Source organism: Pseudomonas sp. NFACC04-2 (assembly GCF_900119265.1).
GTDB lineage: Bacteria > Pseudomonadota > Gammaproteobacteria > Pseudomonadales > Pseudomonadaceae > Aquipseudomonas > Aquipseudomonas fluorescens_AA.
Genome location: NZ_FPJC01000007.1, coordinates 1 through 15259 on the forward strand (window position 1 = coordinate 1; position 15259 = coordinate 15259).

Annotated in this window: 12 protein-coding genes, 1 tRNA gene and 1 pseudogene; 1 reads left to right on the forward strand and 13 read right to left on the reverse strand. The window is 63.0% G+C overall.

Annotated features, from left to right (window positions below; translation table 11 throughout):
• Positions 1–2: 2 nt before the first annotated feature.
• A tRNA-Leu gene (locus BT125_RS11775) sits at positions 3–89 on the forward strand.
• Between the two features lie 143 nt (positions 90–232).
• Here BT125_RS11775 and BT125_RS30035 read toward each other — a convergent pair.
• From BT125_RS30035 to BT125_RS11835, 13 genes and pseudogenes are all read right to left on the reverse strand, one after another.
• On the reverse strand, positions 233–1117 hold the full coding sequence (locus BT125_RS30035; RefSeq protein ID WP_371857804.1) for a methyl-accepting chemotaxis protein: 885 nt from the start codon (positions 1115–1117) through the stop codon (positions 233–235).
• Positions 1118–1138: 21 nt separating this feature from the next.
• Positions 1139–1831, reverse strand: a pseudogene (locus BT125_RS30040) (methyl-accepting chemotaxis protein); the annotation flags it as partial.
• 486 nt (positions 1832–2317) lie between these two features.
• Positions 2318–3610 (reverse strand): adenylosuccinate synthase, encoded by a 1293-nt coding sequence (locus tag BT125_RS11785; protein ID WP_072407084.1) that lies wholly within the window; start codon positions 3608–3610, stop codon positions 2318–2320.
• A gap of 54 nt (positions 3611–3664) precedes the next feature.
• Positions 3665–4852 carry an ATP phosphoribosyltransferase regulatory subunit gene (locus tag BT125_RS11790; RefSeq protein ID WP_046065549.1) on the reverse strand — a complete coding sequence of 396 codons (1188 nt, stop codon included), beginning with the start codon at positions 4850–4852 and terminating at the stop codon, positions 3665–3667.
• A 313-nt stretch (positions 4853–5165) separates the two neighbouring features.
• Positions 5166–6035, reverse strand: a complete 870-nt coding sequence (hflC, locus tag BT125_RS11795) for a protease modulator HflC (RefSeq protein WP_072407086.1) — start codon at positions 6033–6035, stop codon at positions 5166–5168.
• A complete protein-coding gene (gene hflK, locus BT125_RS11800) occupies positions 6035–7207 on the reverse strand; it encodes an FtsH protease activity modulator HflK (RefSeq protein WP_072407088.1) in 1173 nt (390 codons plus the stop codon). The genes hflC and hflK overlap by 1 nt, the downstream gene beginning before the upstream one ends.
• Positions 7208–7292: 85 nt before the next feature.
• Complete coding sequence (gene hflX / locus BT125_RS11805; RefSeq protein WP_072407090.1) at positions 7293–8594, reverse strand: ribosome rescue GTPase HflX; 1302 nt, start codon at positions 8592–8594, stop codon at positions 7293–7295.
• Between the two features lie 12 nt (positions 8595–8606).
• Entirely contained in the window at positions 8607–8867 is a 261-nt protein-coding gene (gene hfq / locus BT125_RS11810; RefSeq protein ID WP_003186419.1) for an RNA chaperone Hfq, read from the reverse strand.
• A gap of 91 nt (positions 8868–8958) precedes the next feature.
• The gene (gene miaA / locus BT125_RS11815) at positions 8959–9930 is read right to left on the reverse strand and encodes a tRNA (adenosine(37)-N6)-dimethylallyltransferase MiaA (protein WP_072407092.1); all 972 of its coding nucleotides are present in this window, start codon (positions 9928–9930) and stop codon (positions 8959–8961) included.
• Complete coding sequence (gene mutL, locus BT125_RS11820) at positions 9930–11831, reverse strand: DNA mismatch repair endonuclease MutL (protein WP_072407094.1); 1902 nt, start codon at positions 11829–11831, stop codon at positions 9930–9932. The genes miaA and mutL overlap by 1 nt, the downstream gene beginning before the upstream one ends.
• A complete protein-coding gene (locus BT125_RS11825; protein WP_072407096.1) occupies positions 11828–13258 on the reverse strand; it encodes an N-acetylmuramoyl-L-alanine amidase in 1431 nt (476 codons plus the stop codon). Before BT125_RS11825 ends, mutL begins: the two co-directional genes overlap by 4 nt.
• Positions 13259–13261: 3 nt before the next feature.
• Positions 13262–13729, reverse strand: coding sequence for a tRNA (adenosine(37)-N6)-threonylcarbamoyltransferase complex ATPase subunit type 1 TsaE (gene tsaE / locus BT125_RS11830; RefSeq protein WP_072407098.1), 468 nt, complete (start codon positions 13727–13729; stop codon positions 13262–13264).
• Entirely contained in the window at positions 13717–15216 is a 1500-nt protein-coding gene (locus tag BT125_RS11835) for a bifunctional ADP-dependent NAD(P)H-hydrate dehydratase/NAD(P)H-hydrate epimerase (protein WP_072407100.1), read from the reverse strand. The genes tsaE and BT125_RS11835 overlap by 13 nt, the downstream gene beginning before the upstream one ends.
• Between the last annotated feature and the right edge of the window lie 43 nt (positions 15217–15259).

Genomic DNA, 15259 nt, shown 5'->3' on the forward strand with positions numbered 1-15259 from the left:
CTGCCCAGATGGTGAAATTGGTAGACACGCCAGCTTCAGGTGCTGGTGACCGCAAGGTCGTGGAAGTTCGAGTCTTCTTCTGGGCACCAATTCAAGCTTCAAGGTCACGGCCTTGAACCTCACAGAAACCCGCGAAAGCGGGTTTTTGCGTTTCTGGATTCTGGAAATATATCTGAGCCGCTGAAATCGCTATCGCGAGCAAGCTCGCGATGGGTCCAGCCCAACCACCCGGTCAGGCCCTGAACTGCCCCAAACTTGCCTTCAGTTGCGCCGCCAGGCTGTCCAGCACCTTGCCGCTGGCAGTGGTCTCGACCACGGCCTGGGCCGCTTTCTCGGCCTGGGCATGGATGGTTTCCACCCTCCCACGCACCGCTTGCGCACCCTGGGCCTGGTGGGCCGCCGCCTGGGTCGCCAAGCCGATGGCCGCATGCACCTGCTCGACGGACACTTGCACCGACTGCTGCAACCGCGCGCTGTCACGCAGCACCAACAAGCCTTCGCTGGCCTGGCGCCCGGCCTGGCCGATGGCGGCCACCGCCTCGCGAGCCCCCTGCTGCAAGGCCACGATATGCGCCTGGATATCGCCCGTGGAGCTCTGGGTCTTGCTCGCCAACGCCCGCACCTCATCCGCTACCACCGCAAAGCCGCGCCCGGTTTCCCCGGCCCGCGCCGCCTCGATGGCCGCGTTCAAAGCCAGCAAGTTGGTCTGCTCGGCGATGCCATGAATCACAGTCAGCACCACTTCAATCTGTTCGCTCTGCTGCGCCAGCCGTTCGATGACTTTCGCCCCGGTATCGACCTGGCCGGCCAGGGCCTCGATCAAGCTGCTCACCTTGGCCGACGTGCGCGTGTTCTCATCGGTGGCCTGGCGGATCTCCACCACTTGTTGCAGGGCCGCCTGCATCGCCTGGCTTTCCGATTGAGCCTCGTCCGCCATTTGCGACAGCGCGCGCAAACTCTCAGCCACTTCATCACGCTGCATCCCGGCCGCCGCATCGGCGCCGGAGTTGCGCAAGGTCATCGCACCGATTTCCACACCGGTGCGCTGCGCCACATCGCCCGCCTCACGCACGATGGGCTGCAACTTATCCACAAAACGATTGACCGCCGAGGCCATGTCGCCGATTTCGTCCTTGCTGTTGATTTGCACGCGCTTGGTCAGGTCACCCTCGCCCGCCGCCAGGTCGTTCATGGCCGCGATCAGCAGTTTCAAGCGATTGACCACCCGACGCCCCAGCACCACGGCCAGCAACACCAGCACGCCGAAGCCCACCAGCGCCAGGCCCAGGCCGATGCGCCAGCGCAAGGTGCCCGCAGCGTCCTGCACGGTGCTGGCGGTGTTGGTCTGCATCTGCGTGGCCGTGGCTTGGGCCGACTCCAGGCGACCGCGCATGGCGTTGGCACTGTCAGCCGCCGCGCCCTTGAGGCTGTCGCCGACCAACTGATCGCTGCTGGCGATCAAGGCCGAGAAGCGTTGGTCCAGCGCCTTCAGGTCAGTTTCAACGGCCGCCGTGGAGACCCCCATCAAGACCTTGCCGATCTCGACGCCATTGGGGTTGATCGAGGCCTCGAGGTAATACACCGACGGATCGTTCTTCGCCGCGTCCAGCACCTTGTCCAACGCCCGCTCGCCCTTGCCTTTCTCCAGCAACGCTTTGTTGATCGGGTTTTCCCGGTTCAGGTAGCGCGTCAGGTGCTCACCCGCGGCGTCGTCATAGATGACAAACAGCACGTTGGGATTGCGCTGGGCCCGACGGGCGAATTCAGAGAGGGTGGGCACGTCGTTATCCCACATGGCACGCGGTGCAACGGAAGCCAGGAGTTGCGCCATATCATTGGCGGAATCCCTCAAGTCCTTCTCCAAGGTCCCACGCAACTGCGCCTGCTCATCCTTCAGGCGAGCAGACAAGCCGGCATTGAGCCGCTGGCGAGTATTGGCGGACAGACTGTCCAGGCTCGACGTGACCTCTCGCCCGGCCTGCTCCAGCTCGGCGGAGAGCTTCTGACTATCCGCCCCCAACCGCGCACCCAGGTCAGCTTCCAGCGCCGTGACGGTGCTCCGGGTCAGCGCAACGGCCACCAGAACCTGCACCAAAAGGGCGATACCCAGGGTAACGAACACAGGCCGCAATAAACGACTTTGTAACAGTGAGAGAACGGCCGACACGTGAAATCCCTCTACCAAACGCCATTAATTTGATGGCACTCGGGAAAGCGGTGCCTTAATGGAGTTGCATAGCAAGTGTCGTGCCGCCCGGCTGGCAGAAATGACAAAGGGCCCCAGCGAGGGCCCTTTGTGTTTTACATCAAAGACTTATCAGGCAAACGGATGACGCAGAACGATGGTTTCGTTGCGATCCGGCCCCGTCGAAATAATGTCAATCGGCGCACCGACCAACTCTTCAACGCGCTTGATGTAGTTGCGCGCTGCCACAGGCAGCTCTTCCAGGGTCTTGGCGCCGACGGTCGATTCGGTCCAACCTGGCATCTGCTCGTACACGGGCTCCAGGCCGATGTAGCTGTCGGCATCGGTCGGCGCGTCGATGACAGCGCCGTCCTCGTTCTTGTAGCCCACGCAGATGTTGATGGTTTCCAGGCCGTCCAGCACGTCCAGCTTGGTCAGGCACAAGCCCGAGATGCTGTTGACATCGATGGCGCGACGCAGAATGACGGCATCGAACCAGCCGCAACGACGGGCACGGCCGGTGGTGGCACCGAATTCGTGGCCACGCTTGGCCAGGAAGGCACCGACGTCGTCGAACAGCTCAGTCGGGAATGGACCCGAACCGACGCGAGTGGTGTAGGCCTTGGTGATGCCCAGGATGTAATCCAGGTACATCGGGCCGAAACCCGAACCCGTGGCGATGCCGCCGGCAGTGGTGTTGGAGCTGGTGACGTACGGGTAGGTACCGTGGTCGATGTCCAGCAGCGAACCCTGGGCACCTTCGAACATGATGTCCTTGCCGGCGCGACGCAGCTCGTGCAGCTCGGCAGTGACATCGAGCATCATCGGCTTGAGCAGCTCGGCGTACTCCATGCACTCGTCCAGGGTCTTCTGGAAGTCGATGGCCGGTTCTTTGTAGTAATTGACCAGGACGAAGTTGTGGTAGTCCAGCAACTCGCCCAGCTTGGCGGCGAAACGCTCGCGGTGGAACAGGTCACCGATGCGCAGACCACGACGGGCCACCTTGTCTTCGTAGGCCGGGCCGATGCCACGACCGGTGGTGCCGATCTTCAGCTCGCCACGGGCCTTTTCACGGGCCTGATCCAGCGCCACGTGATAGGACAGGATCAGCGGGCAGGATGGGCTGATACGCAGGCGCTCGCGCACCGGTACGCCTTTTTCTTCCAGCTTGATGATTTCCCGCAGCAAGGCATCGGGCGCAACCACCACACCGTTGCCGATCAGGCACTGGACGCCTTCGCGCAGCACGCCCGACGGAATCAGGTGCAGGACGGTTTTTTCACCGTCGATCACCAAGGTGTGGCCTGCGTTGTGGCCACCCTGGTAGCGCACTACGGCGGCAGCATGTTCGGTCAGCAGATCAACGATCTTGCCTTTGCCCTCATCACCCCACTGGGTGCCCAGGACTACGACATTCTTACCCATAACACTTGTCCTCATTCGCGCAAACTTGGTGCCGGCCGCGGCCGGCGGGAAAACTCAAGAAGCCAGCGGCAATACTTGCCAAAGCCCGTTCTGCTGAATCAATTGCCGGTCGCAGTCCGCTTCACGGGCGGCGGCCAAAGGCTGCCCAGGCAAGGCCTGGACGACACGCTGACCCTCACTGCGCAACTGACAGACTGCCTGCCAGAGGGCCGCATCCGTACTGTCAGGCATCCAGATACCGCCAGACGGTAGCTCGACTTCAGCACGCCCCAGGGTCACCAGGGTTTTCAAATCGGTGGAGAAGCCAGTCGCCGGACGGGCGCGACCGAAGTCGGCACCGATGTCGTCATAACGGCCGCCCTGGGCGATGGACTGGCCCACGCCCGGCACAAACACGGCGAACACGACGCCGGTGTGATAGTGATAACCGCGCAACTCGCCCAGGTCGAAATACAGCGGCAACTCGGGGAAGCGCACCGACAGACGCTCGGCAATCGCCAGCAAATCGTCCAGCGCGGCCAACACCGGCGCCGGCGCATGGGCCAGGCGTTCACGGGCAGCGGCCAATACTTCACGCCCGCCGCACAGGTCCACCAGTGCCCGCAGCATGCCCGACAGATCGGCCGGCAGGCCCTCGGTCAGGCTGATGACTTCGTCGATAGCCTTGCGCTGCAGGGCATCGAACAGTTGTTGTTCCACTTCGCCGGACAAACCGGCCGCACGGGCCAGGCCGCGATAGATGCCGACATGCCCCAGGTCCATGTGGACATCAGGCACGTCAGCCAGTTGCAGCATGGCCAACATCAGGCTGATGACTTCCACGTCGCTGCTCGGGCTGGCATCGCCATACAACTCGGCGCCCAGTTGGATCGGGCTGCGCGAAGATGACAAGGCACGCGGCTGGGCATGCAGCACACTGCCGGCGTAGCACAGGCGGCTCGGGCCTTCACGGCGCAGGGTGTGGGCGTCGATGCGCGCCACTTGCGGCGTGATGTCGGCACGAAAGCCCATCTGCCGGCCCGACTGCGGGTCGATAACCTTGAAGGTGCGCAGATCCAGGTCCTGGCCCGCGCCGGTGAGCAAGGATTCCAGGTACTCGATATGCGGGGTGACGACGAACTCGTAACCCCAACTCTGGAACAGATCCAACACCTGCCGACGCGCTACTTCGATACGCGCAGCTTCCGGTGGCAGTACTTCTTCGATGCCATCTGGCAGCAGCCAGCGGTCTACCGTTGCCATTACGCCATTCCCCTATGGTCCGGGCGGCCAGCCCTCGGGCAAGCCTTGAGTGAAGCAGAAAATACTTGGCCCACGCGCAAAACACGCGCATGAGCGACGTGACGAATGGCCAGCAATCGGCCTCGCCCAGCACTTTCCTCGAAAAACCTGTCGAGTCGTTCAACCCGACGCCTGCAACCAAAACCACAATCAAACGTGCAGACGCAAAAAAGCCGGGAATTTCCCGGCTGCCGCATCATACACACGTTTTCCCAAAGGATCACCCCGCCCGACGCTTTAGCCGCCGGGCGGAGTGCCTCAGGTCAACGTCGTATCAAGGCTTGGCCTTTTCCAGGTAGCGGAAGAAGTCGCTGCTTGGGTCCAGGACCATGACGTCGGATTTGTTCGCGAAGCTTTCACGATAGGCACGCAGGCTACGGTAGAACCCGTAGAACTCCTGATCCTGACCATAGGCCTTGGAGTAGATCGCAGCGGCCTGGGCATCGCCATCACCCCGGACCTCTTCCGATTCACGATAGGCTTCGGCCAGCAGCACCCGGCGTTGGCGATCGGCGTCGGCACGGATGCCTTCGGCCAGCTCGTTACCCTTGGCGCGATGCTCGCGGGCTTCACGCTCACGCTCGGTGCTCATCCGCTCGAACACGCTGCGATTCACTTCCTTCGGCAGGTCGATGGCCTTGACCCGGACATCGACCACTTCGATACCCAGCTCTTTTTCCGCCATCGAGTTCAGCGAACGGGTGATGTCGGCCATGAGCGCATCACGCTCACCGGACACCACCTCATGCAACGTGCGCTTACCGAACTGGTCACGCAGGCCCGATTCCAGACGACGGGACAGACGCTCGTCGGCGATCTGCTTCAGGCCCGAGGTCGCGGTGTAGAAGCGCTCGGCATCCTTCACCCGCCACTTGGCGTAGGCGTCCACCATCACGGCTTTCTTTTCCAGCGTCAGGAAGCGTTGCGTCGGCGCATCCAGCGTCATCAGGCGGGCGTCGAACTTACGCACCTTGTTGACGTACGGCACCTTCACATGCAGCCCCGGCTGGACATCAGCCTGGACCACGCGACCGAATTGCAGCAACACCGCACGCTCGGTCTGAGCAACGATGTAGAAGCAGTTCCAGGCAGCGATCGCCACGACGACACCGACAATAAGGGCGATCAGCGATTTATTGCTCATCAGCGACTCTCCCTGGTACGTGCTTGCTGTTGTTGCAGGTCCGCCGCCGCGCGGGTGCCGGCCTCATTGCTGGCCGCCGCCGAACTGGCCGGTGGCGTGCTGGTGTTGCGACCGCTCTCGACCATCTTGTCCAGCGGCAGGTACAGCAGATTGCTCTGGCCGTTCTTGTTGCCGGTCACGAGGACCTTGCTGGTATTGCTGAAGACTTCCTGCATGGTGTCCAGGTACAGACGCTCACGGGTGACTTCAGGGGCCTTGCGATACTCGGCCACCAGCTTGGTGAAGCGATCGGCCTCACCCTTGGCACGGGAGACCACTTCATCGCGATAACCATTGGCATCCTCGATGATGCGCTGGGCCTGGCCACGAGCTTCCGGCACGACGCCGTTGGCATAGGTTTCAGCCTGGTTGCGCGAACGCTGCTCGTCTTCACGGGCACGGATCACGTCGTCGAAGGCTTCCTGGACCTCACGCGGTGCCGCTGCGCTCTGGACGTTGACCTGGGTGACGGTGATACCGGTGCGATAGGTATCGAGGAACCGTTGCAGGCGCTCCTTGATTTCGCTGGCCATCAGCTCACGACCTTCGGTCAGCACCTGGTCCATGGCGGTGGAACCCACCACATGGCGCAAGGCACTTTCGGTCGCATGCTGCAGACTGATTTCCGGCTGGTCGACGTTCAGCACGAAGTCCTGCAGGTTGGTGATCTTGTATTGCACGGTCAGCGGCACTTCGACGATGTTCTCGTCTTCGGTCAGCATCTGGCCCTGCTTGGTGTACGCCCGCTCACGCGTGACGTTCTCCATGAACTTCTGGTCGATCGGCGGGAAATAGATATTCAGGCCCGGGCCAACCGTCTCGTAGTACTTGCCGAAGCGCAGCACCACGGCTTGCTCCTGCTCGTCCACGACATAGACCGCGCTGTACAGCCAGACAGCCGCCAGCACGACGAGACCGATGCCGAGCAGGCCAAAACCGCCGCCCTTGCCCGAACGACCGCCCCCCTCATCACCGCGTTTTTTACCACCACCGAACAAACCGTTCAGGCTTTCCTGCAGCTTTCGGAAGGCCTCGTCGAGATCCGGCGGCCCCTTGCGGTCGCCGTTGTTACGACGCTTGCCACCCCAAGGATCCTGATTATTCGAGTTGCCACCCGGCTCATTCCAAGCCATAGCGCTCTCCATCTGATAAAGCAAAGACGCACCCACGGCGCGCCGACCAATGCTACAGAATGCCTGACACCGCTTTCTCAGGCTTTTATTGCAAAGTGTGTTGCTCGATGAATTCCATCGGTTGCAGCCCTTCACGACTGACCAGTCGGTTGAGCTCCGCCCGAGGCAGGCGAACAGCCAGCAGGCAGACGCCTTCTTCGTCGTGTTCTTCTTTTTGCACGGCCCCCAGCTCGAAAAACTGCGCACGCAGCCGGGCGAAACGTTGCGGCAACTTCAGGGTGCCGACAAACAGATCGCTACCCAACAGCTCGGCCACGGCCTGCTTGAGCAGGTCCAGGCCGGTGCCATCACGGGCTGACAGCCAGACCCGTTGCGGCTTGCCATCGGCATCGCGCTGAATCTGCGGCTCCACGCCTTCGAGCAAATCGAGTTTGTTGTATACCTCGAGGATCGGCAAGTCCTGGGCTCCGATCTCGCCCAGCACCACCATCACCTGCTCGATCTGCAGCATCCGGTCCGGTTCGGCGGCATCGATCACGTGCAGCAGCAGGTCGGAGTTGCTCGACTCTTCGAGCGTAGCCCGGAAAGCCTCGACCAGCTTGTGCGGCAGGTGACGGATAAAGCCCACGGTGTCGGCCAGCACGATCGGCCCGAGGTCATCCAGGTCGAGCCGGCGCAGGGTCGGGTCGAGCGTGGCGAACAACTGGTCGGCGGCGTAGACGTCGGATTGGGTGACATTGTTGAACAGGGTCGATTTGCCGGCGTTGGTATAACCCACCAGTGAAACCGTCGGGATATCCGCGCGCTTGCGACCACGTCGCGACTGCTCGCGCTGGCTGCGGACCTTTTCCAGCCGCCCCTTGATCTGGCGCAGGCGAACCCGCAACAGGCGTCGGTCGGTTTCCAGCTGGGTTTCACCCGGGCCGCGCAGGCCGATACCGCCTTTCTGCCGCTCGAGGTGAGTCCAGCCGCGGACCAGCCGCGTACTCATGTGCTCAAGCTGGGCCAGTTCGACCTGGAGCTTGCCTTCATGGGTGCGGGCGCGCTGGGCGAAGATATCGAGGATCAGCCCCGTGCGGTCGATCACGCGACACTCGAAGACACGTTCGAGGTTACGTTCCTGACTGGGCGTGAGGATGTGATTGAAAATCACTAGATCGACCTGCTCGGCCTGGACCAGGTCGCGCAACTCCTCGACCTTGCCACTGCCGATCAGGAACTTGGCGGTTGGCCGATGACGCGGCACGTTGAAAAACGCGACGGTCTCGGCGCCGGCCGACAGTGCCAATTCCTGAAACTCCTGCGGATCTTCGCGCGCCTCAGGGTCCTGTCCATCCAAGTGAACGAGAATGGCCCGTTCACCACCACCGTGGCGCTCAAAGAACAAAGGAGGCTCCTATCAGGCGTTACCCGGTTCAGCGTCACCGCCTTCGGATTCGGTTGCGCTAGGCAGACGAATTGGACGAACTGGCACCACTGTCGAGATCGCGTGCTTGTAGACCATCTGGCTGACGGTGTTTTTCAGAAGGATGACGAACTGGTCGAAAGACTCGATCGTGCCCTGCAGTTTGATTCCGTTGACCAGATAGATGGACACCCCAACTTTCTCTTTACGTAAAGTGTTCAAGTAAGGGTCTTGTAGCGAATGCCCTTTTGACATGTGCCGCACTCCTTTAAGGATCAATAATAAAAATCGGAATCAGATGGCTTGGGCCGTCACACCCCCAAGGATAGACGGCAATTGCAAGGACTCAGCTCAATATGGAGATGGTCCCGAGGTATTTCAAGGCGCGTGGCAGATTGTCGCAATCGAGACTGTCGAGCCAATGCAGGTCAGTCCAGCTGCGCAGCCAGGTGAACTGGCGTTTCGCCAATTGGCGCGTGGCAATGATCCCACGCTCCCGCATCTCGGCTGACGTCAGCTTGCCGTCCAGGTAATCCCAGACTTGTCGATAACCTACCGCACGTATAGACGGCAACCCGGCATGCAGGTCACTTCGCTCACGCAGGGCTACGACCTCGTCTATGAAACCCTGTTCCAACATTAATGTGAATCTTTGTTCAATTCGCCGATGCAGCACTTGCCGGTTCGCCGGAGCGATGGCCAGATTCGCGACAGTATAGGGCAATTGTTGCAGTCCCGAAGCGGCTGCTTCAGTACTTTGCGCAGATTGTCGCTGGCGCAGGGCAGTCATGCTCTGGCCGCTGACCCGATAAACCTCCAGGGCCCGACTGAGCCGCTGCGGATCGTTGGGGTGGATTCGCGCCGCCGACTCCGGGTCGATGACCGCCAACTGCTCGTGCAGGGCTTGCCAACCCAGGCGCGCGGCCTCCTCTTCGATCTGCGCGCGCACCCCGGGATCGGCCGCTGGCATGTCCGCCAACCCGTCGACCAAGGCCTTGTAATACAGCATCGTACCGCCCACCAGCAGCGGGATCTTGCCCCGCGCGGTGATTTCGGCCATGGCCTGGAGGGCGTCACGCCGGAAATCGGCCGCCGAATAAGCCTCGGCCGGGTCCAGGATGTCGATCAGACGGTGGGGAAATTCGGCCAGCAGTTCTTTTGACGGCTTGGCGGTGCCGATGTCCATGCCTCGATAGACCAGGGCCGAATCGACACTGATCAACTCGCAGGGCAGGACTTTGGTCAATTCGATGGCCAGGTCGGTCTTGCCGGCGGCGGTCGGCCCCATCAGGAAAATCGCGGGTGGCAACGGGCTCATCAACGACCGCGCAGGAACAGTTTGTCCAGGTCGTCCAGGCCCAGTTGGGTCCAGGTCGGCCGGCCATGGTTGCATTGACCGCTGCGTTCGGTGTTTTCCATGTCCCGCAGCAGACCGTTCATTTCCGGCAGTGCCAGGCGCCGGTTGGCGCGGATCGCGCCGTGACAGGCCATGGTACCGAGCAGTTCGTTCAAGTGCGCCTGGATCCGGTCGCTGGTGCCGTATTCCATCAGGTCCGCCAGCACGTCGCTGACCAGCCGATTGGCCTCGGCCTGCTTCAACAAGGCCGGGATCTGGCGGATCGCCAGGGTTTCCGGGCCCAGGCGCTGCAATTCGAAGCCCAGGCGCTGGAACCAGGCCACATGCTCTTCGGCGCAATCGGCTTCGCGCTGGCTGACGGCCAGGGACTCGGGCACCAACAACGGCTGGCCGCTCAGACCTTCGCTGGCCATGGCGATTTTCAGCCGCTCGTACATGATCCGCTCATGGGCGGCGTGCATGTCCACCAGCACCAGGCCTTGGGCATTTTCCGAGAGGATATAGATGCCTTTGAGTTGCGCCAGGGCATAGCCCAGCGGCGGGATATCGCCCTGGCCGTCAGGCAGCGCCGCCGCACCGGCTTGCGGCAAGGGCTTGAAGAACTCGCGATAGGCCGCCTGGGCCTCGGCCGCCGGCACGTTGGATTGCGGGCGCGGGGTGTATTGATACTGATAACCGCTGCCGGCCGCGTTGTAGCTCGGCTGGGGCTGAGGTTGCTCCAGCAGGGCATTGGCCGCCAGGCGCATCTCGCCCTGGGGCCCGAATTCGCCGGCTTCCAGTCCCGTTGGCCGGACCATGCCAGCCACTGCCGCCGGAGCCGCCAACTGATCTTCCGGACGCACATCGCCCAAGGCGCGGTGCAAGGTGCCGTAGAGGAAATCGTGGACCATGCGCCCGTCACGGAAACGTACTTCGTGCTTGGTCGGGTGTACGTTGACGTCCACCACCGCCGGATCGACCTCGAAAAACAGCACGAAGGTCGGATGCCGGCCATTGAACAGCACATCGCGATACGCCTGGCGCACCGCGTGGGCCACCAGCTTGTCGCGCACCGCCCGGCCGTTCACGTAGAAATATTGCAAGTCCGCCTGGCTGCGGGAGAACGTTGGCAAGCCGACCCACCCCCACAGGTGAAGGCCGTTGCGCTCCACCTCGATGGGCAAGGCCTGCTCCAGGAACCCCGCACCGCATACCGCGCCCACACGCCGGGCGCGGGCGGCATCGTCGTGGGCCTCGTGCAGGCTGAGGATGGTCTTGCCGTTGTGACGCAAATGGAACGCCACGTCAAAACGCGCCAGGGCCAGGCGCTTGATGACTTCCTGCAGATGATCGAATTCAGTCTTCTCGGCCTTGAGAAACTTGCGTCGGGCAGGGGTGTTGAAGAACAAGTCGCGCACTTCCACCGAGGTGCCCACCGGATGGGCCGCGGGCTGGACGCGAGAGGCCATGTCGCGGCCTTCGGTCTCGACCTGCCAGGCCTGCTCGGCGTCGCGGGTGCGGGAGGTGAGGGTCAGGCGCGACACCGAACTGATGGACGCCAGCGCCTCGCCCCGGAAGCCCAGGCTCATGACCCGCTCGAGGTCTTCCAGGTCGCGGATCTTGCTGGTGGCATGACGCGCCAGGGCCAGCGGCAGGTCGTCAGAGGGAATCCCGCCACCGTCATCGCGCACCCGCAGCAGCTTGACGCCGCCCTGCTCGACATCCACATCGATGCGCCGGGCCCCGGAGTCAAGGCTGTTTTCCAGCAGTTCCTTGATGACCGACGCCGGACGCTCGACCACTTCACCAGCGGCGATCTGGTTCGCCAGCCGAGGGCTGAGCAGCTCGATGCGGGCGGTGCTGCCAATCACTTCGTCACTCATTGCTTGGCCGCCACTTCATTGCCCGGAATGGTCAGGGTCTGGCCAATCTTGAGCTCATCGCTCTTGAGATTGTTGGCGCTGCGCAAGGTGGCGGGCGACACCTGGTAGCGCACGGCAATCATCGCCAGGGTTTCGCCCGGGTTGACGCGGTGATCCCGTGGCCCCTGGGCGATCTTGCCGGAGTCCCGCAGCCAGGCGATGTAGGTGCCTGGCGGTGGGTTCTGCTGGAAGAACTGCCGTACGCCACTGCTGATGGAGCGGGCCAGGGCCTGCTGATGGCTCGACGTCGACAGTTTCGAGGCTTCGTTGGCGTTGGAAATGAACCCGGTTTCCACCAGGATCGACGGGATGTCCGGCGACTTGAGCACCATGAACCCGGCCTGTTCGACCCGCTGCTTGTGCAGCGGCGTGACGCGACCGATGTTGCTCAAGACCTTCTGGCCGACGTTCAGGCTGGAGGTCAACGAAGCCGTCATCGACAAGTCGAGCAAGACACCGGCGAGCATCCGGTCCTTGTCATCGAGGCTGACGTTGCCGGCACCGCCGATCAGGTCGGAGCGGTTTTCGGTGTCGGCCAGCCAACGGGCAGTCTCGGACGTCGCGCCACGGTCGGACAGGGCAAACACCGAGGCCCCGAACGCCGCCGCCGAAGGTGCGGCGTCGGCGTGAATGGAGACGAACAGGTCAGCGCCTTTCTTGCGGGCGATTTCGGTGCGTCCGCGCAAAGGAATGAAATAGTCGCCGGTGCGGGTCAGTTCGGCGCGGAAGCCTTTCATGCCGTTGACCTGGCGCTGCAATTCACGGGCGATGGACAGCACCACGTCTTTTTCACGTTGCCCGCGCGAGCCCGAAGCGCCCGGGTCTTCGCCACCATGTCCGGCGTCGATCACCACGATGATGTCGCGCTTGCCGGCCGGGGCCGGTGGCAATTTGAGCGCAGGCTCGGTCGGGGTCACTGGAACCGCCGGTACCGTGGCGACGTTGGGCGGGGGTGGCGGAGGCGGCGCGGCGTCGGCCGGGTTGTCGAAGAGGTCCACCACCAGCCGGTTGCCGTATTGGGCGTTGGGGGCCAAGGTGAAGCTTTTCGGGGTCACGGCTTTTTTCAGGTCGATGACCACCCGCAGGTCGGTCGGCGTCCGCTGGGCCGAACGCATGGCGGTGATCGGTGTGTTGGCAGTGGCAACGTTCAGCGGCGCCCCCAGGGAGGCACCATTGATGTCGATCACCAGGCGATCCGGTGCGGTCAGGGTGAATACGCTGTGCTGTACCGGGCCCGTCAGGTCGAACACCAGCCGTGTGTTGTCCGGCGCCCGCCAGAGGCGAACGCTGTTGACCTTAGTCTCGGCCACAGCATCGACGGCCAGTGCCGTAAGCAACAGTCCTACGACAGCAACCACCGCGCGAAAGCGCATACCAAACCCCATCATCAATTAGTTTTCCAATGCCAAAGCGGCACACCACGACTCACCACGGGAGCCTTGCGGCGTCAGTTTCAGCGAACGCCCGCCGTTCTGCGCGCCAATGGTAATGGTCAGGTCGGGCTTTGGCAAAAAGCCTGCACCTTTCTGGGGCCATTCGATCAGGCACAAGGCGTCATCTTCGAAATAATCGCGGATGCCGAGGAATTCCAGCTCCTCAGGATCCACCAGTCGATACAGGTCGAAATGGAAGGCGCGAATGTCGCCGATCTCATAGGGCTCGACCAGGGTGAACGTCGGGCTCTTGACTGAACCGACATGCCCGAGGCCGCGAATGATGCCACGGGACAAGGTGGTTTTCCCCGCGCCGAGGTCGCCTTCGAGAAAAATCAGGCCGTGGCCGGCGGTGATCTGCGCGATGCGGGCGCCAAATTGTGTCATGGCGTGTTCGTCCGCCACGTACAGGGTTACTTCAGACACGGTGAATGCTCCTCCAACAACTGACGAATGGCCGGGATCAGATCGGTCGCCGCCAAGCCCCGGCCCGAGCGACCGACCTGGGCACCGGCACTGGCATGCAGCCAGGCCGCCAGGCATGCGGCCTCGAAGCCGTCCATGCCCTGGGCCAGCAAGGCCCCGATCACACCGGCCAGCACATCCCCCAGACCGGCGGTGGCCATGGCCGGATGGCCCTGGCTGCAAACCGCCAGGCGACCGCCCGGGCTGGCGATCAAGCTGCCGGCGCCCTTGAGGATCACCGTGGCGCTGTATTTCTGGCTCAAGGCATGGGCCGCCGCCGGGCGATCGGCCTGCACCTGGGCGACGGACATATTCAACAGTCGCGCCGCCTCGCCCGGATGCGGGGTGATGACGCACTGTTCAGGCAGACGGACATCGCCGCTGCTCAGCAGGTTCAGTGCATCGGCATCCCACACTTGCGGCAGTGGCGCATTGGCCGCCGCCGACAACAGACTTCGCCCCCAGGCAGCCTGGCCCAGGCCCGGCCCGACCACCAGCACGCTGGCCTGTTGGAGCAAGCCCATCAATTGGTTCGCCGAATGAGTGCCCTGCACCATCACTTCCGGTAAACGCATCAGCGCGGCGGATACATGCTCGCTGCGGGTCGCCAGCGAAACCATGCCCGCACCGCAGCGCAAGGCGCTTTCGGCGCTCATCTGGATGGCACCGCCGAAACCCCGGTCGCCGCCAATCAACAGCACATGACCGAACTTGCCTTTGTGGGAAGTGGGCGCGCGAGGTGTCAGACGCGGCAGATTGTGGGGCAGGAGCAGTCGGGCACAGGCCGGTGCCGCTTCAACAATATCCGGATCGGCGTGCAAATCATTGAACACCCGTTCACCGACCCGGTCAGCCGCCTCGCCAGTGAACAGCCCCAGTTTCAAGCCAATGAAGGTCACGGTCAGGTCGGCCGCCACCGCTGTGCCCAGCACCCGGCCGGTGTCGGCACACAACCCCGAAGGGATATCCACCGCCGCGACCGGCAGGCCACTGACGTTGATGGTATCGATGGCCTGCACATAAGGTTCGCGCACATTGCCCTTCAGGCCCGTGCCGAGCAGCGCGTCCAGCAACACGCCGCGCAACTCGGCCTCATCCGACCATGGCTCCATCGGCACGCCCACTGCCACAGCCTCGGCATGGGCATTGGCGGCGTCCCCCTGCAATCGCCGGGGCTCGCCCACTGTCAGCACCCGCACCGACCAGCCGGCGCGTCGGGCCAGGGTCGCGACCAGGTAGCCATCGCCGGCATTGTTGCCATGGCCGGCCAACACGGTCAGCTCGCGGGCGTCAGGCCAGCGCCGGACGATCGCTCGCCAGGTGGCGCGGGCAGCGCGCTGCATCAATTCGAAACCGGCGGTGCCTGCCGCGATCAGTTGAGCATCGAGGGCCCGGACCTGCGCGGCGCTGTACAGCGCGTCGGGAAAATCATCTTTAGTGTGCGGCATGCGTCTTCGGGCTCCGATGTCTGGCAGAATTATACGCATCTCA

Bases quoted from the DNA above. Each gene is read 5' to 3' on its own strand.
- BT125_RS30035 (WP_371857804.1), bottom strand. From the start codon at position 1,117: ATGGCCTCGGCGGTCAATCGTTTTGTGGATAAGTTGCAGCCCATCGTG.
- BT125_RS11785 (WP_072407084.1), bottom strand. From the start codon at position 3,610: ATGGGTAAGAATGTCGTAGTCCTGGGCACCCAGTGGGGTGATGAGGGC.
- BT125_RS11790 (WP_046065549.1), bottom strand. From the start codon at position 4,852: ATGGCAACGGTAGACCGCTGGCTGCTGCCAGATGGCATCGAAGAAGTA.
- hflC (WP_072407086.1), bottom strand. From the start codon at position 6,035: ATGAGCAATAAATCGCTGATCGCCCTTATTGTCGGTGTCGTCGTGGCG.
- hflK (WP_072407088.1), bottom strand. From the start codon at position 7,207: ATGGCTTGGAATGAGCCGGGTGGCAACTCGAATAATCAGGATCCTTGG.
- hfq (WP_003186419.1), bottom strand. From the start codon at position 8,867: ATGTCAAAAGGGCATTCGCTACAAGACCCTTACTTGAACACTTTACGT.
- miaA (WP_072407092.1), bottom strand. From the start codon at position 9,930: ATGAGCCCGTTGCCACCCGCGATTTTCCTGATGGGGCCGACCGCCGCC.
- mutL (WP_072407094.1), bottom strand. From the start codon at position 11,831: ATGAGTGACGAAGTGATTGGCAGCACCGCCCGCATCGAGCTGCTCAGC.
- BT125_RS11825 (WP_072407096.1), bottom strand. From the start codon at position 13,258: ATGATGGGGTTTGGTATGCGCTTTCGCGCGGTGGTTGCTGTCGTAGGA.
- BT125_RS11835 (WP_072407100.1), bottom strand. From the start codon at position 15,216: ATGCCGCACACTAAAGATGATTTTCCCGACGCGCTGTACAGCGCCGCG.